Raw genomic sequence first — 24,730 nt, 5'->3', positions numbered from 1 at the left:
GGGAAAAAGTGTTATTTTGTGTCAATATTTGTAAGTAAAACACTAAACTCCTGTAAATGATTGGTTTTCTTGGCGAATACGAGGTGACGATGGATGCCAAAGGAAGATTCCTTTTACCGGCCGGCTTTAAAAAGCAGTTGCCGGAAGAGGGGAACAATCTATTTGTAATAAACAGGGGCATAGAGCAATGTTTGAGTTTATATCCGATTAAAAGTTGGGAGCCAATTTTTGCTAACATCAGTAAGTTGAATGATTTCGACCCTAAAGTTAGAGATTTTAGACGGTATTTTTTGAACGGCGCTACACAGGTAGAGCTGGATTCTGCCGGAAGGTTATTGTTGCCAAAAACTTTGATGGAGTATGCAGGGTTAGATAAAGATGTGGTGTTGGCTTCGGCGGTTGATAAAATTGAGATCTGGGATAAAAGTAAGTATAAACAGTTCTTTGAAACCTTTTCACGGGATTCTTTCAGTAGTCTGGCAAATGAAGTGATGAACAACAAATCTTTTAATAATGAATAATTATTAATTGTAATTGGAAAACACGTATCACATACCTGTACTACTAAATGAATCTGTTGAAGCTTTGAATATTAAACCCGATGGGGTTTATGTTGATTGCACATTTGGTGGTGGTGGCCATAGCAGAGCTATTCTGAAACAATTGAATGGCAGCGGCAGACTATTCGCTTTTGATCAGGATAATGATGCAAAGATGAATTTGCCGGATGATGAACGAGTGATTTTTGTGCCGCAAAACTTTCGCCACCTGCAACGCTTTTTACGCTTGCATAAGGTAATGAAAGTAGATGGCATCTTGGCTGATCTTGGCGTAAGCAGTCACCAGTTCGATGAGGCTGAAAGAGGCTTCTCTACTAGGTTTGATGCTGCTATGGATATGCGGATGGATCAACGGCAAACACTCACTGCAGCGGATATACTAAAAACATTTAGTGAATCGCAACTGCATAAAATGTTTGAGCAATATGGAGAAGTAACAAATTCCAAAACGCTGGCAAAGATCATTAAAGAGCAAAGAGCCATTGGTGCCATCAAAACGATCAACGATTTTAAGCAAGCTGTTCAAGCAGCCGTAAAAGGTAATCCTCAAAAATACTTTGCCCAGGTATTTCAAGCGTTGCGTATTCAGGTGAATGATGAATTTGGTGCGTTAAGAGAATTATTGCAACAAACTCCTTCAGTATTAAATCCAGGTGGACGGTTGGCGATCATTACATTTCATTCGTTGGAAGATAGGATTGTTAAAACGTTTTTTAAATCCGGTACATTTTCAGAAACCGAAGCAGACGAGTTATATGGTGGTAAAATTGAAAACCCCTTTACGATCATTACCAAAAAACCGCTTGTGGCAACAGCGGAAGAAATGAAAAGGAATTCAAGAAGTAGGAGTGCAAAGTTGAGAGTAGTAGAGAAAAAATAATACAAGTACATTTTAAAATATAGTGGAAGAACAAGAACAAATACAGGAACAACCAACCAATCAAAAGTTTGACTGGAAGGCAATCTTAAGTCCTAAATGGGTTGTAAGAAATATTCCGTTCTTTTTATTTCTGGGTGTTTTAGCTGTACTATATATATATAATGGTCATTATGCTGATAAGCTTTCGAGAAAGATAAGTGCAACAGAAAAGCACATTAGCGAATTGGAGCATGAGTACAAAACGATTAAGAGCGAAGTGATATTCAGGAGCAAGGCAAGTGAGTTAGCAAAAGCAGTTGAGCCATTGGGGTTAAAAGAACTCACTGCTCCGCCGATCTTACTGGGAGGTGATACGACAGCAGTAGCAAAGTAGAAGATGAATAAAGAGGTGAAGTACAAGAGTGCGACGCCTGTGAAGATGACCAAAGAACAAATGTTTGTAACAAAAAATATAACCACCATTTCTTTTAGAGATACATGGAAATAAAAAAAGACATATTGTGGAGGGTGTATCTCTGTTTTTTAGGAATTGTTTTATTAGGCATTGTGGTGTTAGGGAAGGCATTTTATATACAAAGAGTAGAAGGCAAGTTTTGGAAAGGAATGGGAGATAGCCTTCACTTGAAGTATATGCCATTAGAAGGTCAGCGTGGTACAATTTATAGTGAAGATGGAAATATGTTGAGTACCTCGGTTCCCATTTTTGATGTGTATATAGATTTTGGAGCTGATGGGTTGAGAGAGAAAGAAGGAAAAAGATTTAAAGACAATATTGATTCATTGAGTTTGTCGTTGGCAAATTTATTCAACGATAAAACGGCTGAAGAATATAAACAGGAATTGCAATTAGGATATAAAAATAAAGATCGCTACTACATATTGAAAAAGAAAATTTCATTTGTTGAATACGCTCAGTTGAGAGAGTTTCCGTTGGTAAGACAAGGGAGGAATAAAAGCGGCTTCATTATCGATCCTCGTGACAAAAGAATTAATCCATATGTATTGCTTGCGAATAGAACAATCGGTTTGTCGAGAGAAAATGCAAAACTAAACGTAGGGCTCGAACAAAGTTACGATAGTTTGCTGAGAGGCAATACAGGTCAGCGTTTGATGCGTTATATAGCCGGAGCTTATATGCCGGTAGAAGGAGCTGAAGTGGATGCGGAAAATGGAAAAGATATTATTACAACACTTGATACATATATACAAGACGTAGCAGAAAATGCTTTGATGAAAATGATGGTTGGCAATAACTCGTTGCATGGCACAGTAATCGTTATGGAAACTGCAACGGGTAAGATAAAAGCCATTGCAAATTTGGGAAAACAAATAGATGGTACTTATACTGAAGACTTGAACTATGGTGTTGGTAAAGCAACAGAGCCCGGTTCTATTTTCAAATTGGCAACATTGATCTCTTTGCTGGATGATAAGTATGTAGATATGAATACGATTGTTGATTGCGAAGGTGGTGTAAAATATTTTTACGGGTTAAGGATCAAAGATTCGCATTTAGGGGCTCATGATCTTACAGTAAAAGAAGCATTTCTTCGAAGCAGCAATGTGGCGTTTGCGAAATTGGCAGATCAATTCTATCATAATCAACCCAATAAGTTCATCGATAACCTACACAGGTTTCATTTAGATACTTTAACAGGTATTGATATCACTGCAACATCAGGTAAGCCTACAATTAAAAGGCCATCCAACAGAAGCTGGGCAAATACAACTATTCCGTTCATGGCGCATGGTTACGAAGAATTGGTAACACCGCTGCATATGTTGATGTTATACAATGCGGTTGCCAATAATGGTAAGATGATGAAACCGTATCTGGTAAATGCGGTGAGAGAATATGGTGTTGATGTGAAAACCTTCCAGCCCGTAATGTTGGGTAAAATATGCAGTGATGAAACACTGGTACAGGTAAAAGAATGTTTAGGTGCGGTGGTGGATAGTGCACATGGAACGGGTCATAGGGTTTTGTTTGACAGTGCTTATAAAATTGCAGGTAAAACAGGAACAGCAGTAACGGCATTGGATAACCGAGGATATAACAAAGGCAATAAGATCTATCAGGCTTCATTCATTGGGTATTTCCCGGCGAATCAACCGAAATATACCATGGCTGTAGTGATACAAAACAGTAATGAATCTAGATTGATCTACGGGGCTGATGTGTCGGGTACAGTTTTTAAAGAAGTAAGTGATAAGGTTTATGGAAGATACCTGAGCACTAAAAAATATGTATCTACTAAAACAGTCGACAGTTCTCTTTATAAATATTATGGGTTGAAAACAGAGTTGTCAAGTATTTTTTCAACGCTGAGTGTACCGTATGTTGATTCGATGAATGGTGGTTATTGGAGAGGGGTAGGAATGAAAAATAATGCAGCCACTTTGGTTGATCCGGCAAACAACACTGGTAAAGGGTTGATGCCAAATGTTGTAGGTATGGGTTTAAAAGATGCTGTTTATCTGATCGAGAATATGGGGTTAAAAGTAGCGGCAACGGGTAGAGGTAAAGTGATCAATCAATCACTGGTAGCGGGAACACCGTTTACAAAAGGACAAAAAGTATTGTTGGTATTAAATTAATGTTGAAAGATATCTTATATAAAGTAAGTATTCGATCGGTAAAGGGTGATACCAATATTGAGATAAAAGATCTTCAAATAGATTCGAGAAAAGTGAGTAGTGGCTCTTGTTTTATTGCTATCAAAGGCAGTACGGCAGATGGGCATCAGTTCATTGAAACAGCTATAAATAATGGTGCAATTGCAATCATCTGTGAAGCATTACCCGAAAATATGCAGGAGCATATTACTTATGTAGTGGTAGAAGATAGTGCTATGGCAGCAGGTTATATGTCTCATAATTTTTATGAAGAACCTTCATTGAAATTAAAGCTTGTAGGTGTTACCGGCACAAATGGTAAAACAACTATTGCTACACTGTTATGGAAATTGTTCAGCGGATTGGGATATAAATGTGGCTTGATCAGTACAGTACAGAATCAAATAGGTGATCAGGTTATTTCATCAACACATACAACACCGGATGCAATTAGTGTAAATGCTTTGCTGAAAGAAATGGCCGATGCCGGATGTAAGTACGTGTTCATGGAATGCAGCAGTCATGCTATTCATCAGCATAGAATTACAGGATTACAGTTTGCCGGAGCATTGTTCAGTAATATCACACATGATCATCTGGATTATCATAAAACTTTTGATGAATACATCCGGGTGAAAAAATCATGGTTCGATCACTTACCCGCTAATGCATTTGCTATCAGCAATGCCGACGATAAAAGGGGAGCGGTGATGTTGCAGAATACAGTTGCTAAAAAATATTTCTACAGTCTTAAAACGTTGGCTGACTTTAAAGGAAAGATTTTAGATAGCAGTTTGGCGGGTTTGCATATGATGGTAAATGAACAAGAAGTCTATTTCCGCTTGATAGGTGAATTCAATGCATACAATTTATTAGCTGTATATGGCGCAGCCATTTGTTTGGATCAGGATAGAGATGAAGTGCTGAAACTACTCAGCAACCTTGACACAGCAAAAGGAAGATTTGATTATGCAGTGAGTAAAAATGATAAGATAATCGGCATTGTTGATTATGCTCATACTCCGGATGCATTATTAAATGTATTGGCAACAATAAAAAAGCTGCGTCAGGGAAACGAAAGTATAATCACGGTAGTTGGTTGCGGTGGTGATAGAGATAAAACCAAAAGACCGATCATGGCAGAGGTTGCATGCGAATACAGTGATAAAGTGATTTTTACTTCTGATAATCCACGGAGTGAAGATCCTTTAGAAATATTAAAAGAAATGGAGGCAGGTGTGAATGTGGTTGCAAGAAAAAAAGTGATTACAGTGATGGATAGAAAAGAGGCAATTAAAACAGCTGTTACACTTGCTTCAAAAGCGGATATCGTTTTGGTGGCCGGAAAAGGTCACGAAACCTATCAGGAAATAAAAGGCGTGAAGTACGATTTTGATGATAAGAAAGTTTTGAATGAAATGTTTGAACTATTAGAGCGATAGATGATTTGAAAATTTGATGATTTGGAGATTTGAAGATGTGGAGCCAAGATGTGGTGACCCATTTTTAAAAGATAATTTCCAAATTCTCAAATCTCCAAATCTCCAAATTAACTAAGAAACCTATGTTGTATCACTTATTTAACTGGCTTGCAAAAGAGGGATTTAAATTCCCGGGAAGTGGACTGTTTCAGTTCATTACTTTCCGTGTATTGCTTGCCGTTATATTAAGTCTGGTCATAACAACGGTTTATGGTAAAAAACTGATCAAGTATTTACAGAAAAAACAACTGGGTGAAAGTGTACGTGACCTTGGTTTAGCAGGCGAAAAGCAGAAAGTAGGCACACCAACAATGGGTGGCATTATCATATTGTTAGCAATATTAATTCCAACCTTATTGCTGGCTAATCTGGATAAAGTATATATCCGTCTGATGATCTTATGTACTGTATGGTTGGGTACAATTGGCTTTATAGACGATTACTTGAAAATAAGAGCGAAAAGAATTGCTAAACAAAAAGGAGTTGAATATAAAAAGAGTGATGCAGATGGTTTAGCAGGAAGGTTTAAGATTTTCGGTCAGGTGATGTTGGGGATAATTGTTGGAGCAACATTGTTTTTTAATAAAAGTGTTGCAGTAGAAAGAGAGATACCAAGTATGGCTTTTGCAAAAGATTCTGTTTTACAACGAGGCGAAAAATTGGCGTCAGATTCTATTCATGTGGTAAAGATCGATGGTAAGGAGCACTTTTTCGCAAAAGTAAAAACGCCGATCACAACAATTCCGTTTGTAAAAACACATGAGTTCAATTACGCAAAGTTGTTGCCGAAGAGTTGGGAAGATTATACTTACATACTGTATATCATCATTGTCATTTTTATTGTAACAGCAGTAAGCAACGGTGCAAATATTACAGATGGGTTGGATGGGTTGGCAACAGGTACGAGTGCGATCATTGGAATTTGTTTGGGCTTGTTTGCTTATGTAAGTGGTAACATAAAATTCGCAGAGTATCTCAATATCATGTATATACCCAACCTTGGAGAGTTGTCAATATTCATTGCTGCATTCGTTGGAGCTTGTATAGGCTTTCTATGGTATAATGCTTATCCGGCACAGGTTTTCATGGGAGATACAGGTAGCCTTGCCTTAGGTGGTATCATCGCTGCACTGGCAATTATTGTAAGAAAAGAATTATTGATACCGATTTTCTGTCTTGTGTTTTTGGTAGAAAATCTGAGTGTAATGATACAAGTGGCATATTTCAAATATACTAAACGAAAGTATGGTGAGGGGCGAAGGGTTTTTCTGATGAGCCCTTTACATCATCACTACCAGAAGTTAGGATATCATGAAAGTAAAATAGCAGTCCGCTTTTGGATTGTAACAATATTATGTGTGGTGTTAGCAGTTGTAACACTAAAACTAAGATAAAATCCTTTCTTCTCTAAAGGAAGAAAAGAGTCAATGCTTTTGAGAAACCAAAACCCGTTGTTGTCCGAGGACAGTAACGAAAGTTTCAATTTTTATTGAAATCCTATGTATGAAAGACGTATCCAAAACCTATGCGGACTACGACCTATTAAATTCTATGCTGTTGAAGAACCATTTTTTTTAAGTTTGATTTGGTCAGACTTATGTGTGTAACAAAATTTATTTCATTGTAAGTGATGAAAAAACGGATCGTAATTCTTGGGGCAGGAGAGAGCGGCGTAGGTACGGCGTTGTTAGCCAAACAAAAAGGCTACGATGTATTTGTATCTGACGGGGGGAAGATAGCTGAGCATTACAAAAACGAATTGGCACTGCATGAAATTGATTTTGAAGAAGCACAACACACCCAATCCTATATCCTCAATGCTGACGAAGTAATGAAAAGCCCGGGCATTCCCGAAAAAAATGATCTGGTAAAAAAGATCAGAGAAAAAGGAATACCGGTAATAAGTGAAATAGAATTCGCTTATCGCTATAAAGGTAACAGCAAGATCATTGCAATTACCGGAAGTAACGGTAAAACAACAACAACTTCACTTATTTACCACATGTGTAAACTAGCAGATGTTGATTGTGCCTTGGTAGGAAATATTGGTTATTCGTTTGCAAAACAAGTAGCGGAAGATCCTAAACCATTGTATATAGCAGAGATCAGCTCGTTTCAATTAGATGATATTATAACATTCAGACCGGACGTAGCAATACTTACAAACATAACAGAAGATCATTTAGACAGGTACGAATACAAAATTCAAAATTATATCGATAGCAAATTCAGGATAACAAAAAATCAGCAGCCCGGAGATGTGTTCATATACAATTTAGACGACGAAATAACTATAACAAATATTAATAACTACCCCATTAAATCAACACTATATCCCATTACCATGAGTAAACAACCGCCACAAGGTGCCTATTTGACCAATGCTCAAATGCACATGAAATGGAAAACAGAAGAAATGCAAATGAACATCTCAGATTTTGCATTAAAAGGAAAACACAATCAATACAACAGTATGGCAGCAAGTTTAGCAGCAACAGCGGTAGACATCAGAAAGGAAAAGATCAGGGAAGCCCTGCAAACTTTCGAAAGTCTTGAACACAGAATGGAACCGGTAGTCACCATTAAAGGTGTAGAATTTATCAATGACAGTAAAGCCACCAATGTAAACAGTACCTGGTTTGCTTTGGAAAGTATGGATAAACCAACCATCCTGATATTAGGTGGTGTTGATAAAGGAAACGACTACTCTTTAATAAAAGATCTTGTTAAAGAAAAAGTAAAAGCAATTGTTTGCATGGGTATTGATAATAGAAAAATACATGAAGCTTTTGGCGACGTAGTTTCTCTTATCGTAAATACATCAACTGCAACAGAAGCAGTTCAATCAGCATTTCACTTTGCAAATAAAGGAGATGTGGTATTGTTGAGCCCGGCTTGCGCAAGTTTCGACCTTTTCAAAAATTATGAAGATAGAGGAACTCAGTTCAAACAAGCAGTAAAAGCTTTATAAAACCCCCTATCCCCCTAAAGGGGGAAACGTAGGAGAATAAAGCGAAGCATAAAATAAATAACAATAAGAGTTAACAAACATAAAAAATCTAACAGCCCCTTTAGGGGTTGGGGTACATGGCCGAAGAAATAAACATACGACAATTCTTTACTCCCAACATCAGTAACATGGGTGGAAATTTGGTTAGCAAAACCAAAGGAGATCGTGTTATTTGGGCAATAGTAGTAATTCTAACGCTTGTTAGTTTATTAGTGGTATACAGCAGTACAAGCTCATTGGCGTATAAACATGATAGTTACCCGGAAAGATTCTTGTTCAAACAGTTTGTTTTTATAATAGGAGGCGTATTGATCATTTACTTTGCTCACAGAGTAAATTATACTATTTATTCAAGGATAGCACTCATATTATTTTTAATATCTATTCCGCTTTTGCTGTATACATTGTTATTTGGCAGGGAGCTAAATGGCGGAAGCAGATGGATTATGTTACCTGTGATCAATATGACATTTCAAACGTCTGATCTGGCAAAACTTGCGTTGTTCATGTATATGAGCCGTCAGTTGAGCAGGAAACAAAATGTTATAAAAGATTTTAAAAAAGGATTTTTACAGATTATTGTTCCAATTGCTATTATTTGTTTGTTGATTGCCCCGGCTAATTTATCAACAGCTGTTCTTGTCGCAGGTACAAGTTTTTTATTGATGTTTATTGGTCGAGTGAATACAAAACATATTTTAATAACGATAGGCCTGGCGGCAATACCTGTAATAATATTAATTAGTGTAGCCGCAAAATATTATGATAAAGAAGAGCATAAAACAAAAGATCTTCCGGCAATTTTTGCTACGGGCAGGGTGCCTACATGGATAGGTCGTATTCAAACATTCATGTATAGCAATAAAGAAGATGACAATGAAAAATTGTATCAGATCAACCAGGCAAAAATTGCCATCGCAAAAGGTGGTTGGTTTGGCAGAGGTCCAGGGCGTAGTGAGCAAAGGAATTTTTTACCACATAGCTATAGTGATTTTGTTTTTGCAATAATATTAGAGGAGTATGGTATTATGGGTGGCCTATTCATCATTTTCATTTATCTCTTGTTTTTGTATCGATGTATTCGCTTGTATCGAAAGTGTCCATATGCTTTTGGAGCTTTTCTTGCATTGGCGTTAGGTTTTACTATAGCGATACAGGCTTTTTCTAACATGGGAGTAAATGTAGGAGCATTCCCAAATACCGGGGTTACATTACCATTAATAAGCTTGGGGGGAAGTAGCTTTTTGTTCACCTGTTTGTCGATAGGAATTATTTTAAGTGTAGCAAGAAACGTAGAACAATCAGAAGGAAATCAAACCCCCTCCGCCCCCTAAAGGGGGGAACTAATTATGGAGAAGATTTGTGCAAAAAAATTTGAACTGTAGAATAAATGAGTGATGCAAAAAGCGAAAATACTGCTATGGTTCCCCCTTTAGGGGGCGGAGGGGGTAGAATCATCATAGCAGGTGGCGGAACAGGAGGACATATTTTTCCTGCAATTGCAATTGCAAATGCAATAAAAAAAATGCAACCACAAACAGAAATTTTGTTTGTAGGTGCAAAAGGTAAAATGGAAATGGAAAAAGTGCCGCAGGCTGGGTATAAAATAGAAGGATTAGATATAGCAGGTTTCAACAGAAGTTCTTTGATTAAAAATATTGGCTTACCATTTAAACTGATCAAAAGTTTTTTTCAGGTGAAAAAGATCATCAACACTTTTAAGCCCGATGCGGTTATTGGAGTTGGTGGTTATTCGAGCTTTCCTGTATTGAGATTGGCTCAATCAAAGGGAATAAAAACTTTTATTCATGAGAGTAACTCATTTGCAGGGAAAAGCAATATGATGTTGGGTAGGAAAGCCACAAAAATATTTGTAGCAACCGATGGAATGGAAAAGTTTTTCCCTTCACAGAAAATACAAATAACCGGTAATCCTGTGAGAGCGACCATATCGCAAAGTGCTGTTACAAGAGAAGAAGGAATAAAATTCTTTGGACTGGATCCTGCAAAGAAAACGATCCTTTCTGTTGGTGGTAGTCTTGGTGCAAAAAGTATCAACGAAGCCTTGGATAAAGATATTGAAGCATTTGAAAAAAATGATCTGCAACTAATCTGGCAAACGGGAAAACCTTACGGAGTAAAAGGAAAGCAGAGAGGTGAAGGAAGAAAAAATATTTGGGTAAACGATTTTATTACGCAGATGGAGTATGCGTATGCTGCCGCTGATGCAGTGATTAGCAGAAGTGGAGCAATGGCAGTTACAGAATTATGTGTTATGAAAAAGCCGGTAGTGTTTGTACCATTTCCGTTTGCAGCAGAAGATCATCAAACGGTGAATGCACAAAATTTAGTAAGCAAAAATGCAGCATTGATAATAAAAGATAATGAAGCGGCTGAAAAACTAGTACCGACAATCATCCATCTTATCAATGATGGATCGAAACAAAACGAACTAAAAAATAATATAGAAAAATTGGCAATTACAAACGCAGATGAAATAATTGCAAAAGAAATATTGGATACCTTCTAAATCTCCTTAAAGGGAGACTTAAGAGAATAAAAGTTGAAACGGTTTCATTAAATGAGTGAGTTGAATAAAATTATAGAGTCTTTGCAGTCCACCCTTCAGGGGGCGGAGGGGGTGAGAAGTGTTTACTTCCTTGGTATCGGTGGTATAGGAATGAGTGCTTTGGCAAGATACTTTAATAGCAAAGGCATTTTAGTAAGTGGTTACGATAAAACAGAAACAGTACTTACAAAACAATTAGTTGCGGAAGGAATAAAGATTCACTTCGAAGATAATATAGAGCTCATTGACAAGACTGCAAAACTGGTAATATATACACCTGCTGTTCCTAAAGATCATACAGAGTTGAATTACTATCAGCAAAACAATTACACTGTTGTAAAACGCAGTGATGTATTGGGTGCTATTACAAACAGTTCTTTTAATATATGTATTGCCGGTACGCATGGTAAAACAACTACGAGTACAATGGTAGCACATATATTAAGACATAGTGCTTATGGTTGTAATGCTTTCCTGGGTGGCATTGCGGTGAATTATAATTCTAATTTCTGGCCTGCTCCGATTGTTTCGGAGAGCAGTGATAATAATACATGTGTTGTAGAAGCAGATGAATATGATAGAAGCTTTTTAAAATTAAGTCCTGATGTTGCGATCATCAGTTCAATGGATCCCGATCATTTGGATATATATGGCACTGCAGAAAAAGTAGAAGAAGCATTTATTGAATTTTCGGGTAAGATAAAAGCGGGTGGGTTGTTGCTAAGCAGGTTTGGTTTAAAAAGAACTGCTGAATTAAAAGGAACAATTCATTTAACGTATGGTGTAGATGACCCGGAAGCTGATGTTTATTCTACCAATATCAAAATGGATCATGGCAGTTATCAGTTTGATGTAATAATGAAAGACTGGCAATTGAATGGTGTAGTGTTGAACATGGGTGGCAGACATAATATAGAAAATGTTACGGCTGCTATTGCGGTAGCTCATCATTTAAAAATTGATGATGATAAAATAAGAGCGGCAGTAGCAGATTTTAAAGGAATAAAAAGAAGGTTCGAATATATCATAAAAGAAAAAGGGCAGGTGATGATCGATGATTATGCTCATCATCCTGAAGAATTGAGGGCATTGATAACAGGAGCCAAATCTTTGTTCAGCGATAAAAAATGTACGGTAGTTTTTCAACCGCATTTGTACAGCAGAACAAAAGACCAAGCTGATGGATTTGCAGAAGTATTGGATCTGGCTGACGAAGTTATTCTTTTACCGATCTATCCGGCCAGAGAATTACCAATGGAAGGTGTGAGCAGCGAAATGATATTAGAAAGAATGCATAGTGAGAACAAAACGGTTATGAGCAAAGGGAATTTAATAAAACATTTTTCTCTTGAAAAATACGCTCATGTAGAAGAAGGATATAACGGGCATGTGATTATAACAGCAGGAGCAGGCGATATTGATACGTTGGTTCAACCAATAAAGGCAATACTGGAACAAAATAAGAAGTAATAAAGTTAAAAACACTAAAACCGCTTTAGAGGTTGAAGTAAAATGATAAATAAACAAGCAATAGTAAAATGGTTAACGCTAACACTATGGGTTTCTGTAGGGATAGGCATTGTTATACTATTGGTTGCAGCAATTCAGAAGAAAGATGCTAAACATTGTTCGCAGGTAAACATCTACATAAAAGGAGTAAGTAATAATGCTTTTGTAGATGAGAAAGATATCAGAACCATGATCACAACTTTTGTAGGAGGCGATCCCCAAGGTAAAGCTGTAAGTTTCTTTAACCTGAGAGCAATGGAAGGTTATTTGAAAAAAAATATCTGGGTAAAATCAGCCGAATTGTTCTTTGATAATAATCAGGTATTACAGGTAAATGTTGTAGAAAGAGAGCCAATGGCGAGAGTATTTACAACAACGGGTTCAACTTTTTATATTGATGACTCTGTTGCTATGTTGCCATTGAGCGAAAAGTTTTCAGCAAGGCTACCGGTATTCACCAATTTTCCGTCGGATAATGCGGTATTATCAAAAGCTGATAGCAACTTATTAAGAGATGTACTGAATTTAAGCCTGGCAATTCAAAAAGATTCTTTTGCTATGTCGATGATCGACCAGGTAGATATAACGGTACAGCGTACCTTTTTATTAGTGCCGAAGATCGGAGAGCAAATGATCGTATTTGGAGATGCTTCAAATGCAGAAGAGAAGCTGGCAAAAATGAAATTGTTCTATAAAGATGCAATGACAAAAGCAGGATGGGATTATTACAGTGAGATCAATCTGCAGTTTAAAGATCAGGTTGTAGCAAAAAGAAAAGGTGCAGAAGATATAGCAGCTGATTCGGCAAGAGCATTACAATTGATGCAATTGATTGCTGCGAATGCAGAAAAACAATCAGCTGATTCAATGCAGTTGATGTTGCCGGATAATGATCCTGGAGCATTTAATGATGATCTGATATTGCAGTCGAGAGAACGTGAAGAAGCAGAAGAAGCAGCCGCTGCGGCTGCAGAAAATAATGCGGTGTCACCTGCGGCGGCTTTATCAAAACCATTGCCATTAAAAGCAGTAGTTGGTAAACCGGCAACAACAATATCGGCACCGGTTAAAAAAGCAACAGCCGATAAGAGTGTTCCGACAGTAACAACAAAACAAACAACAACGAAACCAATTGTAAAACAATCAACCGATAAAAAAGTAATTAAACCCGTAGTAAAACCAATTAGTAAACCGCAGGTTAAACCTGCGGTTCCTAAAAAAACTGGTACAACACCGGCAAACGATTATTAAAATAACAACTTAACATATAAAACAATACATACAAAAAATACAAACATACAATTATGAGCAACGAACAAAATCCACAAACAGCTACTGACAACAGCACTCCGGTTGCCAATGAATCAGTTAACAAAAACCCTGTAATTGTAGGGCTCGATATCGGGACCACTAAAATTGCAGCAATTGCCGGTAGAAAAAACGAACACGGCAAATTAGAAATACTTGGTTTCGGAAGAGCCAATAGCAATGGTGTACAACATGGCATGGTGTTGAACATCGACCAAACCATCAAAGCCATTCAACAAGCTTTGGAAAATTGCTATGCATCCAATCCTAATTTGGAAATTGGAGAAGTATATGTAGGTATAGCAGGTCATCATATCAAGAGTTTACAAACTCGTGGCGATATTGTTCGCCAAAATGTTGAAGATGAAATTCGTCAGGACGAGATCGATCGCCTTGTTGCAGATCAATACAGAACATACATTCCCGCAGGAGATAAGATCATTGATGTTATTCCACAGGAATTCACCGTTGATAACTTCCAAAACATTCCAAACCCTATCGGTTACAGTGGTGTAAAAGTGGGAGCAAATTTTCATATCATCACCGGAGATAAGAATGCGATCAGAAATATCAATCGCAGCGTAGAAAAATCAGGATTGATCACAAAAGATCTGGTATTACAACCGTTGGCATCAGCATCAGCCGTAATGTGCGATCAGGATATGGAAGCCGGCGTGGTGATCGTTGATATCGGTGGTGGTACAACAGACCTTGCTGTTTTCTATGAAGGTATTTTAAAACATACTGCAGTAATTCCATTCGGTGGTGAAAATATTACCAACGATATTAAAAACGGTTTAGGCGTTTTAAAAACTCAGGCAGAACAAATGAAAGTTCAGTTTGGTAGTGCTTTAGCAGATGAAGCAAAAGCAAATGCATTTATTACTATTCCGGGTTTACGTGGTATGCAACCAAAAGAGATCAGCGTTAAAAATTTAGCGAACATCATTCAGGCTCGTATGAGTGAGATCATGGATTTTGTAACCTATCATTTAAAACAAGTTGGTTTAGATACTAAATTATTAAATGGCGGTGTAATCCTTACCGGTGGTGGTTCTCAATTGAAACACTTAATTCAGTTAACAGAATATGTAACGGGATTGAATGCACGTATCGGTTTGCCAAACGAACATTTGCAAGGAGGCCATATTGATGAATTGGCAAAACCAATGTACAGTACTTGTATTGGTTTAATATTGAAAGGATATAATGATTACGAAAACAAGAACAGACAATTAGAGCCAAATTTCATCGAAGTAAAAGTGCCTGCAGGTTTGCAAAAACAACAAACTGCTACTACTGAAACTGTTGAAGTTGAAATGGACAATCAAACAGAACCGATCAAAGAAATAAAAGTAAAACAACGTAAATCTTTGAAAGGATTGATGGATTCTATGAAATCAGGATTGATCGATCTGTTCAAAGAAGAAGGCGATACACAATTATAATTACTAAACCTAACTAACTACTAACTCAATAAATTCTAACCACATGATACATTTTGATCTGCCTAAAGAGCAATCGTCCATCATCAAAGTAATTGGTGTTGGCGGCGGTGGAAGCAATGCTGTAAACCATATGTTTTCGCAAAACATCGAAGGCGTAAACTTCATCATCTGTAATACAGATGCACAAGCCATTGCTCAAAGCAAAGTGCCCAATAAAATTCAATTAGGTCCGCACCTTACACAAGGTTTAGGTGCAGGTGCCAATCCTTCTATAGGTCGTCAGGCAACTGAAGAAAGCTTAGAAGAAATAAAACGCATACTTGAAGTGAATACCAAAATGGCTTTCATCACTGCAGGTATGGGTGGTGGTACTGGTACCGGTGGAGCCCCGATACTTGCAAAAATTTGTAAAGATCTTGGCATACTAACGGTAGGTATCGTTACTACTCCTTTTGCATACGAAGGAAAGAAAAGAATTGCTCAGGCAGAAGCAGGTATTTCTTTATTGAAAGAAAGTGTTGATACATTATTGGTGATCAGCAACGACAAACTGCGTCATCAATTCGGCAATTTAAAAATGAAGGAAGCATTTGCAAAAGCAGATAATGTTTTAGCAACTGCTGCAAAATGTATCACAGATGTAATTAATAGTACCGGTCAGATCAATGTTGACTTTGCCGATGTATGTACCGTAATGAGCAATGGTGGTGTTGCTATTTTAGGAAGTGCATCTGCCGAAGGCGAAAACAGAGCACAACTGGCAATTGAAAATGCATTGAACTCTCCGTTATTGAATGATAACGATATCAGAGGAGCTAAATGGATATTGATCAACATCAATTCTGCCGAAGGTGAACATGAGTTTACAATGGACGAGGTTGAAGTAATTCAAAATCATTTAATGGGACAAGCAGGTGAAGATACAGATGTGATCTTAGGTTTAGGGTACGATAATACGTTAGGAAGTGAAATTGGTATAACTCTTATTGCTACAGGGTTTGAGCATAAAGACCCATTTGCAAAAGCAAAGGTGGAAGAAGAGGCGCCGAAAGATGATAAGATAGTAATGCAATTGGCAATGCCTGTAAAAGAAACAGTGCAACCAAAATTATTTGTAGAAGAAAAATCAGAACCCGTTGTAGAGAACACAGCAGTTGAAGAAAAAGTTATAGAAAATATTGCACCTATTGTTGAAGAAAAAACAGCAGAAGATATTTTCATGCCAACATTGGTAGAAAGAAATCCGGAAACGCCGAACGTAGAAATACTAAGTAAAACTCCTGTGGACAATATGGATGAAACTCCGGTGTTTTTTGAAATATCTTCGGCCGCAGATCAAACACCTGTAATTGAGTTTGATATACCGGCTGAACCAACTCCTACCGAAAAACCTGTAGTCAATACACAGGAAACAACTGTATTAAAAATAAATGAAGATGCTAGCGCACCTGTTTCGTCAACAGGTGGATTGGTGAAGCCTTCCAGAATTTATGTGGAAGAACAACCAACACAGGAATCCAAGAAAACTATCGATCAACCAGCCCCATTGCAGATCAACCAACAGGAAGACGAACCTGTAATTGAAATGCAACTGGTGGTTAAGAATGACCATCAAGCGGCGGAGGAACAGCCATTAGTACAACAAACTCAGCCCATCATGATGTCCAATGTTGAGGAGCCTGCAATGCAGGACGAAACAGAGGAGCTTAGGCGCCGGGCTATGGAACGCATTGCGAAGCTGCGTAATTTGTCTTTCAACATCAATGCAGCTGATCCGAATAATGAGTTTGAGGCCGTGCCGGCTTACCTTCGCCGCAATATGGAAATGCATAACTCCATTGCAGACGTAGAATCTTTTTACAGCAACTATACCGTAAAAAACAACGATAACAATCAAGCTGAGATCAGCACCATCAATACATTCTTAGACGGGAAAAAACCCGATTAAATATTTATCTGTTCTCCTATTTTGTATTTGTTTGTATAGCCCCTTGCTTTATTGTGAGGGGCTTTTTTTGTTTTGGGAACCCGGTCTGACGGTCCCCGTCTGACCGCAAGTATAAGGCATTCACATTTGAAATTCTTTCTTAATATTTTCTTCAATTAACTCATTTGATGACCTGATAAAACTATTCGATTCATAACCGCAATATTTTACAGCCAGCTCTTTGTTGCAAAGTGTACCCTTTCTTAATCCGGCATAATCTTTATACGATGAATAGTCCCATTCATCTAAATCTTTAACCAAAGCAGCTTCCAAAGGATTTTGATGTATGTAGAAAAAGCAGTTACGGTAGTAATCCTGCAAACTGAATGTCTGACTTATGTCAACAGCCCATTTAGAGAGGCATTTGTATTTGCTTTTTTGTCTGAATAAGGAACCTGATCGGTTATACAGTTTGTTGAATATTCTTGCATAGCTACTAAGCAATTTTCTTATTCCATTTGTTAATGGATCAATTATAATGCCTCCTTGCTTAATTGATGTATTCACTCTCTCATCAACATAAATTAGAAAATGAAAATGATTGGGCATAAGACAATAAGCTATTATTTCACAATTGGGTAAAATGCACTTTCTTGTTAGCCGTAAAAAGAGTAAGTAATCTTCATTCCTAAGAAATATTGGTTGCCTGTTATTGCCCTGATTGTATATGTGGTATAAGTTGTCTGAAGTAAAATTCATGTATATAATTCTAGCGGTTATTAAATTTGAGGTCAGACGGGGGACCGTCAGACCGGGTCTCTGAGTTTTGAGACGTAAATAGTTTACTTGAAGTTGCATCATTTTTTATAAGGGTCTGCCGATTCCCATCAGACTGAATAAAAAAATCTCCCCACATTCTATTTTTCAATATACATTTGTATTGGCTTAATGCAGTATCTGTAAAAGCAATGCAACTTATCGATACAAAAAGCCATCTTATCAAAAACACCGCATAGTGAGCAAACACGTTAACAAAGTAACAGCCGCCGGCTTAATTGTTGCTTTAGGAATTATTTATGGCGATATAGGAACATCTCCACTGTATGTATTCGACGAAATTATTCATGATAAAATAATTGATGAACTTTTAATTGTTGGTTCTTTGAGTTGTATAATTTGGACGCTAACATTACAGACTACTCTAAAATATGTAATGTTGACATTACAAGCTGATAACAAAGGTGAAGGCGGAATTTTCTCTCTATATACGCTTGTACGAAGACAAAAAAAGTGGCTTGTTATTCCTGCTATGCTTGGTGGAGCGGCACTTTTGGCGGATGGAATGATCACACCCCCAATTTCTGTTGCATCAGCAATTGAGGGATTGAGAATTCGACCAGCATTTGCTGATATCCAACAGTCCACCATTATATATATAGTTTTAGGAATACTTGTTGTCTTGTTTTTTATGCAGCAATTTGGCACGGCTTCTATTGGTAAACTTTTTGGACCAATTATGCTTTTATGGTTTTTAATGCTGGCTGCCTTGGGTATATCACATATAACAGATAGCTTGGACGTTTTTAAGGCGTTCAATCCATATTATGCAGTTAAATTATTGAGTCAGTATCCTAAAGGCTTTTGGTTATTAGGAGCGGTTTTTTTGTGTACAACAGGTGCTGAGGCATTGTACAGTGATTTAGGGCATTGTGGTAAAGGAAATATTCGTATTTCCTGGATATTCGTAAAATCTTGTTTAATACTTACTTATCTGGGACAAGCTGCATGGTTACTTAAAAATCATACTGGGCAAATTTCTCATGCTAAAACTTTTTATGGGGTAATGCCGGATTGGTTTCAAATTCCCGGAATAATTATTGCCACTTCAGCGGCAATAATTGCCAGCCAAGCTTTGATCAGCGGCTCGTTTACGCTTATCAGTGAAGCGATTCGGTTAAATCTATGGCCTAAAATGAAAATCAATTACCCAAGTGAAGCAAAAGGGCAGTTATACATTCCCGGTATCAATACATTATTGTTTTCCGGTTGTTGTTTTATTGTGATCTATTTCCAAACATCCGGAGCAATGGGAGCAGCATACGGATTGGCAATAACATTGTGTATGCTAGCTACTACGATTTTGTTTTCAAACTATATGGTATCTAGAAGAGTACCAGCAATATTGATTTATTCTTTCCTAGGTGTATTCTTAACTATTGAAGTAGGGTTTTTAATTGCTAATTTGGATAAATTCCCACACGGTGGATATATTGCTTTACTAGTTGGTGGAGCTTTGTTTGCAGTAATGTATATATGGTATCGGGCAAGAAAGATCAAAAACAGATATGTTGAATTTGTACGTTTGGAAGAATATATTTCTAAGCTGGAAGAATTGAGCAGTGATACAACCGTTCCGAAATATGCTACACATTTGGTGTATTTGACCAGTGCTAATTATCCAAAAGAAATTGAACATAAAATTATTTACTCCATACTAAGCGGTAAACCGAAACGAGCAGATATCTATTGGTTTGTGCATGTGGATACATTGGACGATCCATATACCTGCGAATATCATGTAGAACATATCATTCCGAATGATATCATTCGTGTTGAATTCAGATTAGGTTTTAGAGTAGCACCAAGATTGAACCTGATGTTTAAAAAAGTAGTGGAAGATCTGGTAGCTAACAGAGAAGTAAATGTTACGAGTCGTTACGAAAGTCAGCAGCGAAATAATGTTGTAGGTGATTTCCAATTTATAGTGATGGAAAAATTCTTATCGCAGGATAATGAATTACCATTCATGGAACGCATTATCATGAAATTATATTTCTGGATAAAAGAAATTTCTTTGAGCGAAGAAAAAGGTTTTGGTTTGATACAAAGCAATGTGCAGGTAGAAAAATTCCCGTTGATCGTTGCGCCGGTAAGCAAAATGAAACTTACCCGTATATATATGGATGACGAGGAAGAGTAGGAAACGATTTGTTGGCAGTTTAAAAAATAAGTAGCTTCATACTGATAAATTTTGTACATGAAAGGTTGTATTAGTATTGTATTCCTACTTCAGTCGGTATTTACTTTTGCACAAAAGCCCGAGGTTATTGAAGAGAAGTTGTTGGCTAATTTCAAACAGATAAATTATTGGGTAGATCATCATGAGTACTCTGATAGTATTCACTCGTATGATTCCATAGGGAAATACAATACACTATTTACTAATGATTTACTTAAATATACTACCGAGTCCCCTTCTACATTTAAATACAAGTTTGAAAAATTAGAAAAGGAAGGTCTCACTATTGTCAATTCGGAGGATAGTATGCTCAAAATTTACTCATGGGATACATGGGAAGGAGGTACAATGCATTTTTTCTCGACTATTTTTCAGTACAGATATGGTGAAAAAATATATGCTAAAGAAATGATTTATGAGAATGATGATCCGGCAGGTTTTTATTCAGAACTGCATACATTGAAAGCGGGGAAGAAAACCTATTATTTGGGTATCAATCATAGTATATTATCTAACAGGGAAGTGTACGATGAAATAAAAGTTTTTTCGATTGAGGGGAAAAAACTTAATGATAAGGTAAAACTCATCAAAACAACAACTGGTTTGCAAAATACAGTAGGTTTTGTTTTTGATTTCTTTTCTGTCGCTAATAGGCCCGAACGTCCGGTTAAATTAATTTACTACGACAAAAAGAAAAGGACTTTTAAAATCCCCGTTGTTCTTGAAAATGGAGTAGTAACAAATAAGTTTATTACTTACTTATTCACCGGAAAATATTTCGAAAAGCTAAAAAACTAAATATATACGAACTTGCTACAAATCATTGTTTACATATTAGCAGGCATAGTATTACTTTCTGTAATAGCTTACTTTGTGCAAGACAAATTTATCTTCAAGCCTGAAAAATTAAAACAGGATTTTCAATACAAGTATGATGCTCCTTTTGAGGAATTATTTTTTGATGTTGAACCCGGTGTACGCATTAACGGACTGCATTTTTATGTAGATCAGCCACACGGTTTGATACTTTACTTTCATGGCAATACCAGAAGTATAAAAGGTTGGGCAAAATACGCAAGAGATTTTTATCGTTACAAATACGATGTAGTGTTGGTTGATTATCGTGGCTTCGGAAAAAGTACCGGTAAGCGTACAGAGAAGGATATGCTGAACGATATGCAGTTTGTATATGAATCACTCACAAAACGTTTTGCAGAAAATCACATTATTGTTTATGGAAGAAGCCTTGGCAGCGGTTTTGCAGCCAAAATAGCAGCAGATAATAAACCACGTTATTTGATATTGGATGCACCCTATTTTAGTTTTAAAAATACCATACAACGTTTTTTACCCATACTTCCGGTGAAATTTATTTTGCGTTATCATCTGCGTACAGATAAGTGGATAAAAAGAGTAAATTGTCATACTTATATTTTGCATGGCACAAAAGATTGGTTGATCCCGATCAGTCAAAGTGAACGATTGCAAGAGTTAAGCCCAAGAAAAATTACCTTGATACGAATACAAGGAGGGAAACACAATGATCTTCCAACTTTCCCCGAATACCATAATTTTATAAGAGATATTCTAAAGGTATGACCAAGGCAAAAATTTTCAGATGGTTGAAAGTACTCACAATAATTTATTGTGTCATTGGCATCGCTTTATATTATCTGCAGGAGAATTTTTTGTTTCATCCCACAGTATTGGATCGTAATTATCAATTTCAATTTAATATGCCGTTTGAAGAAGTGAAAATTCCATTTAGTAAAACCGATACGATCTCAATGGTAAAATTTTTTCCGAAAGATTCGGTTAGGAGAGGAGTGGTTGTTTATTTTCATGGAAATAAAGATAATATTGATCGCTATGCAAAATTCGCCATCAATTTCACCAAACATGGTTATGAAGTATGGATGGAAGATTATCCGGGCTATGGAAAGAGTGTGGGAGATAGAACAGAAAAAAAAATGTATCAACAGGCAGCCGTTATCTATGAGATGGCTGCGTCAAAATATAAAAGTGATAGTATCATTGTCTTTGGAAAGTCTTTAGGAACAGGTATTGCAGCTTATGTAGCATCACAGAAAAAATGCAAGCGCCTGATTTTAGAAACACCTTATTATAGTATTCCGGCTTTGTTTGGTTCTTATGCACCTGTTTATCCAACAACAAGAATGTCGAAGTATAAAATACCAACTTACGAATATTTGCAGGAAGTGAGTGAACCCATTACTATTTTTCATGGAACTAATGACGGAGTTATACCTTATCGGAATGCAGCAAAATTGAAAGCAGTTTTAAAACCGACCGATGAATTTATAACCATTGAAGACGGAACGCATCATAACTTAAATAATTTTTCTTTGTTTAAAAATAAAATTGATAGTTTATTAGATCTCTGATAACCTGACCTGCTTATTGCTTATTGTTAATTCGTAATCAACCCCAACTTTCAATGCATAATTCTCTTTGCTATGCCCCACTGGAAAGCCAAAACAGATCGGATAATTATACTTCTTCACGATATCATTGATGGCTTCATAAACAGTTTTTCCGAATGGCCGTTCGGTATCTTTTATATCTGTAAACCCACCGATGATCAGCCCTGCAAGATCATCTAATTTACCGCTGCGTTTTAATTGATACATCATTCTGTCAACACTATAAATGTATTCGCCAATATCTTCAATAAATAGAATTTTATTTTTTGTATTGATATCTGATGCCGTTCCGATAATATTTACCAGCAAAGCAAGATTACCCCCAACTAATTCACCACTTACTTTACCTTTTCTATTGAGCTCGTGTGCGGCGCATTTGTAATTTCCTTTTTTACCGGTAATCGCTTTTTGTAAGGATTGAATAAACTCATTTGGCCCGTCATTAAATGCTGCAGCCATTGGAGCATGCATGGATGCTATTTTTAACTTTTGATTCAAATGACAATGCAAAACAGTAATATCACTGTAACCGATGATCCATTTTGGTTTCTTTTTAAATTTTGTAAGATCAATTTGATCAATGATCCTGCTTACACCATAACCGCCTCGTCCGCATAAAATGGCATTGATCGAATCGTCATCCAGCATGGCTTGTAATTCATTTCGGCGTTGTTCATCATCTCCCGAAAAATAATTTTTTGATTGACTGCCTAATGTTTTACCTACCATTACCTGATAGCCCCAGCTTTGTAAAGTATCAATACAGGTTTGTGCTTTTTCTTTTGCCATATAACCGGCAGGGCAGGTAATGCCAATAGTGTCGCCTTTCTTTAAGTATGGTGGAATTTTGATCATCTTTTCTCCGTTAAGTTGCATTCAATTGCGTCAATTAATAATGTATGCATCACGCCACATTTTAAAGCCATATTATTTTTTTGATGTCCAACAGGGAAATCAAATCCAACAGGGTAGTTGTACTCTTCAACTTTTTCCAAAACAATCTCTTCCAAAGTTTTTCCAAACTCTTCTCCTTCATCATCTTTCTTTGTTTTAAATCCACCAATAATTAATCCTGCTAAATTAGAAAGTTTACCGGTACGTTTTAAATTCCATAGCATTCTGTCAATACTGTATAAATATTCACCGGTATCTTCTATAAATAATATTTTATTTTTTGTGATGAGATTGCTCTTAGTGCCGGCAAGGGTTTCAAGGGTTCTTAAATTTCCACCAACTAAAATCCCTTCGGCAATACCCGTTTTATTTTTTAAGTTAGGTGTGAAAGGATAATGCATTGTCTTTCCCGATAGGCATTCCTGAATAGAATTGATAGAATCTATTTGAGTTTGCTCTGCCTTACTCCAATCTTCAGGAAAACTATTACACATCTTACTATGTATCGATGCAATTTTAAAACTGCTGTTGATATGACTGTGTAATATTGTTACATCACTGAAACCAATGATCCATTTTGGTGATCTTTTAAAACCGGAAAAATTGATTGTATCAATGATCCTTACCAACCCATAACCGCCTCTTGCACATAAAATTGCTTTAATGTCACGGTCGTCCAGCATTTCCTGCAGGTCGGTCAGCCGTTCTTCATCTGTGCCACCAAATGTGAAATCACGTTTACCGATCGTATTGCCAACTTTTACATTGTAACCCCATTCTTCTAATTTTTTAACGGCCGGTTGTATATCTTCCAAAGTAATATATCCTGCCGGAGATGTAATACCAATTACATCCCCTTCCTGTAAATAGGGAGGAATGGCCTTCACCTTATCGGGAGCAAGCATTTCTTCTCCCTTGGCCACATCGGTTAATATGGCGCCAAAAGGGATTATAGATGCAAGAAATGACTTACGTTTCATTCAAATAATTTGATTGAGTGAAAATAATTATTTTTCTACTGAAGTAGCCCATATGAAATAGTTATATTTATTTTTAAAATTACCC

20 protein-coding genes are annotated in these 24,730 nt (G+C 36.8%); 17 read left to right on the top strand and 3 right to left on the bottom strand.

Annotated features, from left to right (window positions below; translation table 11 throughout):
- Positions 1-56: 56 nt before the first annotated feature.
- The 13 genes from mraZ (at position 57) to ftsZ (ending at position 17,329) form a co-directional block, all read left to right on the top strand.
- A complete protein-coding gene (mraZ, locus tag ACQ33O_RS01090) occupies positions 57-521 on the top strand; it encodes a division/cell wall cluster transcriptional repressor MraZ (protein WP_430993696.1) in 465 nt (154 codons plus the stop codon).
- Between the two features lie 13 nt (positions 522-534).
- Positions 535-1,440, top strand: a complete 906-nt coding sequence (rsmH, locus tag ACQ33O_RS01085) for a 16S rRNA (cytosine(1402)-N(4))-methyltransferase RsmH (protein ID WP_430993695.1) — start codon at positions 535-537, stop codon at positions 1,438-1,440.
- Between the two features lie 22 nt (positions 1,441-1,462).
- The gene (locus ACQ33O_RS01080) at positions 1,463-1,813 is read left to right on the top strand and encodes an FtsL-like putative cell division protein (protein ID WP_430993694.1); all 351 of its coding nucleotides are present in this window, start codon (positions 1,463-1,465) and stop codon (positions 1,811-1,813) included.
- 104 nt (positions 1,814-1,917) lie between these two features.
- Positions 1,918-4,038 (top strand): penicillin-binding protein, encoded by a 2,121-nt coding sequence (locus ACQ33O_RS01075; RefSeq protein ID WP_430993693.1) that lies wholly within the window; start codon positions 1,918-1,920, stop codon positions 4,036-4,038.
- Positions 4,038-5,498 carry a UDP-N-acetylmuramoyl-L-alanyl-D-glutamate--2,6-diaminopimelate ligase gene (locus ACQ33O_RS01070; protein WP_430993692.1) on the top strand — a complete coding sequence of 487 codons (1,461 nt, stop codon included), beginning with the start codon at positions 4,038-4,040 and terminating at the stop codon, positions 5,496-5,498. The genes ACQ33O_RS01075 and ACQ33O_RS01070 overlap by 1 nt, the downstream gene beginning before the upstream one ends.
- Positions 5,499-5,620: 122 nt before the next feature.
- Positions 5,621-6,931 carry a phospho-N-acetylmuramoyl-pentapeptide-transferase gene (gene mraY, locus ACQ33O_RS01065; RefSeq protein WP_430993691.1) on the top strand — a complete coding sequence of 437 codons (1,311 nt, stop codon included), beginning with the start codon at positions 5,621-5,623 and terminating at the stop codon, positions 6,929-6,931.
- A gap of 236 nt (positions 6,932-7,167) precedes the next feature.
- Positions 7,168-8,508, top strand: coding sequence for a UDP-N-acetylmuramoyl-L-alanine--D-glutamate ligase (murD, locus tag ACQ33O_RS01060; RefSeq protein ID WP_430993690.1), 1,341 nt, complete (start codon positions 7,168-7,170; stop codon positions 8,506-8,508).
- A gap of 167 nt (positions 8,509-8,675) precedes the next feature.
- On the top strand, positions 8,676-9,881 hold the full coding sequence (locus ACQ33O_RS01055) for an FtsW/RodA/SpoVE family cell cycle protein (protein ID WP_430993689.1): 1,206 nt from the start codon (positions 8,676-8,678) through the stop codon (positions 9,879-9,881).
- Between the two features lie 56 nt (positions 9,882-9,937).
- Positions 9,938-11,077, top strand: a complete 1,140-nt coding sequence (gene murG, locus ACQ33O_RS01050) for an undecaprenyldiphospho-muramoylpentapeptide beta-N-acetylglucosaminyltransferase (protein WP_430993688.1) — start codon at positions 9,938-9,940, stop codon at positions 11,075-11,077.
- 51 nt (positions 11,078-11,128) lie between these two features.
- Entirely contained in the window at positions 11,129-12,586 is a 1,458-nt protein-coding gene (gene murC / locus ACQ33O_RS01045) for a UDP-N-acetylmuramate--L-alanine ligase (protein WP_430993687.1), read from the top strand.
- Positions 12,587-12,628: 42 nt separating this feature from the next.
- On the top strand, positions 12,629-13,876 hold the full coding sequence (locus tag ACQ33O_RS01040) for a cell division protein FtsQ/DivIB (protein ID WP_430993686.1): 1,248 nt from the start codon (positions 12,629-12,631) through the stop codon (positions 13,874-13,876).
- Between the two features lie 53 nt (positions 13,877-13,929).
- Positions 13,930-15,381: a cell division protein FtsA gene (gene ftsA, locus ACQ33O_RS01035; RefSeq protein ID WP_430993685.1), complete on the top strand. Its 1,452-nt coding sequence runs from the start codon at positions 13,930-13,932 to the stop codon at positions 15,379-15,381.
- Between the two features lie 43 nt (positions 15,382-15,424).
- Positions 15,425-17,329, top strand: a complete 1,905-nt coding sequence (gene ftsZ / locus ACQ33O_RS01030) for a cell division protein FtsZ (RefSeq protein WP_430993684.1) — start codon at positions 15,425-15,427, stop codon at positions 17,327-17,329.
- A gap of 120 nt (positions 17,330-17,449) precedes the next feature.
- On the opposite strand, the gene ACQ33O_RS01025 is transcribed toward ftsZ, so the two are convergent.
- Positions 17,450-17,917, bottom strand: a complete 468-nt coding sequence (locus ACQ33O_RS01025; RefSeq protein WP_430993683.1) for a transposase — start codon at positions 17,915-17,917, stop codon at positions 17,450-17,452.
- 406 nt (positions 17,918-18,323) lie between these two features.
- Here ACQ33O_RS01025 and ACQ33O_RS01020 point away from each other — a divergent pair, with 406 nt between their 5' ends.
- The 4 genes from ACQ33O_RS01020 to ACQ33O_RS01005 all read left to right on the top strand — a co-directional run bounded on the left by ACQ33O_RS01020 (position 18,324) and on the right by ACQ33O_RS01005 (position 22,732).
- Positions 18,324-20,288: a KUP/HAK/KT family potassium transporter gene (locus tag ACQ33O_RS01020; RefSeq protein WP_430993682.1), complete on the top strand. Its 1,965-nt coding sequence runs from the start codon at positions 18,324-18,326 to the stop codon at positions 20,286-20,288.
- A gap of 57 nt (positions 20,289-20,345) precedes the next feature.
- Positions 20,346-21,125, top strand: coding sequence for a hypothetical protein (locus ACQ33O_RS01015; RefSeq protein WP_430993681.1), 780 nt, complete (start codon positions 20,346-20,348; stop codon positions 21,123-21,125).
- Positions 21,126-21,200: 75 nt separating this feature from the next.
- Positions 21,201-21,926: an alpha/beta hydrolase gene (locus tag ACQ33O_RS01010; RefSeq protein WP_430993680.1), complete on the top strand. Its 726-nt coding sequence runs from the start codon at positions 21,201-21,203 to the stop codon at positions 21,924-21,926.
- A complete protein-coding gene (locus ACQ33O_RS01005; protein ID WP_430993679.1) occupies positions 21,923-22,732 on the top strand; it encodes an alpha/beta hydrolase in 810 nt (269 codons plus the stop codon). Before ACQ33O_RS01010 ends, ACQ33O_RS01005 begins: the two co-directional genes overlap by 4 nt.
- Here the strand turns inward: ACQ33O_RS01005 and ACQ33O_RS01000 are convergent.
- Both ACQ33O_RS01000 and ACQ33O_RS00995 read right to left on the bottom strand, forming a co-directional pair.
- Positions 22,721-23,626: a S66 peptidase family protein gene (locus ACQ33O_RS01000; protein ID WP_430993678.1), complete on the bottom strand. Its 906-nt coding sequence runs from the start codon at positions 23,624-23,626 to the stop codon at positions 22,721-22,723. The two genes, ACQ33O_RS01005 and ACQ33O_RS01000, sit on opposite strands and share 12 nt — an antisense overlap.
- A complete protein-coding gene (locus ACQ33O_RS00995; protein WP_430993677.1) occupies positions 23,623-24,645 on the bottom strand; it encodes a S66 peptidase family protein in 1,023 nt (340 codons plus the stop codon). The genes ACQ33O_RS01000 and ACQ33O_RS00995 overlap by 4 nt, the downstream gene beginning before the upstream one ends.
- Between the last annotated feature and the right edge of the window lie 85 nt (positions 24,646-24,730).

The organism is Ferruginibacter sp. SUN002, assembly GCF_050611725.1.
In the GTDB taxonomy this organism is placed as follows: domain Bacteria; phylum Bacteroidota; class Bacteroidia; order Chitinophagales; family Chitinophagaceae; genus Ferruginibacter.
This window is presented reverse-complemented; position numbering and strand designations above follow the sequence as displayed.

Coding starts and splice junctions, on each gene's coding strand:
- mraZ (WP_430993696.1), top strand. CDS start 57: ATGATTGGTTTTCTTGGCGAATACGAGGTGACGATGGATGCCAAAGGA.
- ACQ33O_RS01075 (WP_430993693.1), top strand. CDS start 1,918: ATGGAAATAAAAAAAGACATATTGTGGAGGGTGTATCTCTGTTTTTTA.
- ACQ33O_RS01070 (WP_430993692.1), top strand. CDS start 4,038: ATGTTGAAAGATATCTTATATAAAGTAAGTATTCGATCGGTAAAGGGT.
- mraY (WP_430993691.1), top strand. CDS start 5,621: ATGTTGTATCACTTATTTAACTGGCTTGCAAAAGAGGGATTTAAATTC.
- murD (WP_430993690.1), top strand. CDS start 7,168: ATGAAAAAACGGATCGTAATTCTTGGGGCAGGAGAGAGCGGCGTAGGT.
- ACQ33O_RS01055 (WP_430993689.1), top strand. CDS start 8,676: ATGGGTGGAAATTTGGTTAGCAAAACCAAAGGAGATCGTGTTATTTGG.
- murG (WP_430993688.1), top strand. CDS start 9,938: ATGAGTGATGCAAAAAGCGAAAATACTGCTATGGTTCCCCCTTTAGGG.
- murC (WP_430993687.1), top strand. CDS start 11,129: ATGAGTGAGTTGAATAAAATTATAGAGTCTTTGCAGTCCACCCTTCAG.
- ACQ33O_RS01040 (WP_430993686.1), top strand. CDS start 12,629: ATGATAAATAAACAAGCAATAGTAAAATGGTTAACGCTAACACTATGG.
- ftsA (WP_430993685.1), top strand. CDS start 13,930: ATGAGCAACGAACAAAATCCACAAACAGCTACTGACAACAGCACTCCG.
- ftsZ (WP_430993684.1), top strand. CDS start 15,425: ATGATACATTTTGATCTGCCTAAAGAGCAATCGTCCATCATCAAAGTA.
- ACQ33O_RS01025 (WP_430993683.1), bottom strand. CDS start 17,917: ATGCCCAATCATTTTCATTTTCTAATTTATGTTGATGAGAGAGTGAAT.
- ACQ33O_RS01015 (WP_430993681.1), top strand. CDS start 20,346: ATGAAAGGTTGTATTAGTATTGTATTCCTACTTCAGTCGGTATTTACT.
- ACQ33O_RS01005 (WP_430993679.1), top strand. CDS start 21,923: ATGACCAAGGCAAAAATTTTCAGATGGTTGAAAGTACTCACAATAATT.
- ACQ33O_RS01000 (WP_430993678.1), bottom strand. CDS start 23,626: ATGATCAAAATTCCACCATACTTAAAGAAAGGCGACACTATTGGCATT.
- ACQ33O_RS00995 (WP_430993677.1), bottom strand. CDS start 24,645: ATGAAACGTAAGTCATTTCTTGCATCTATAATCCCTTTTGGCGCCATA.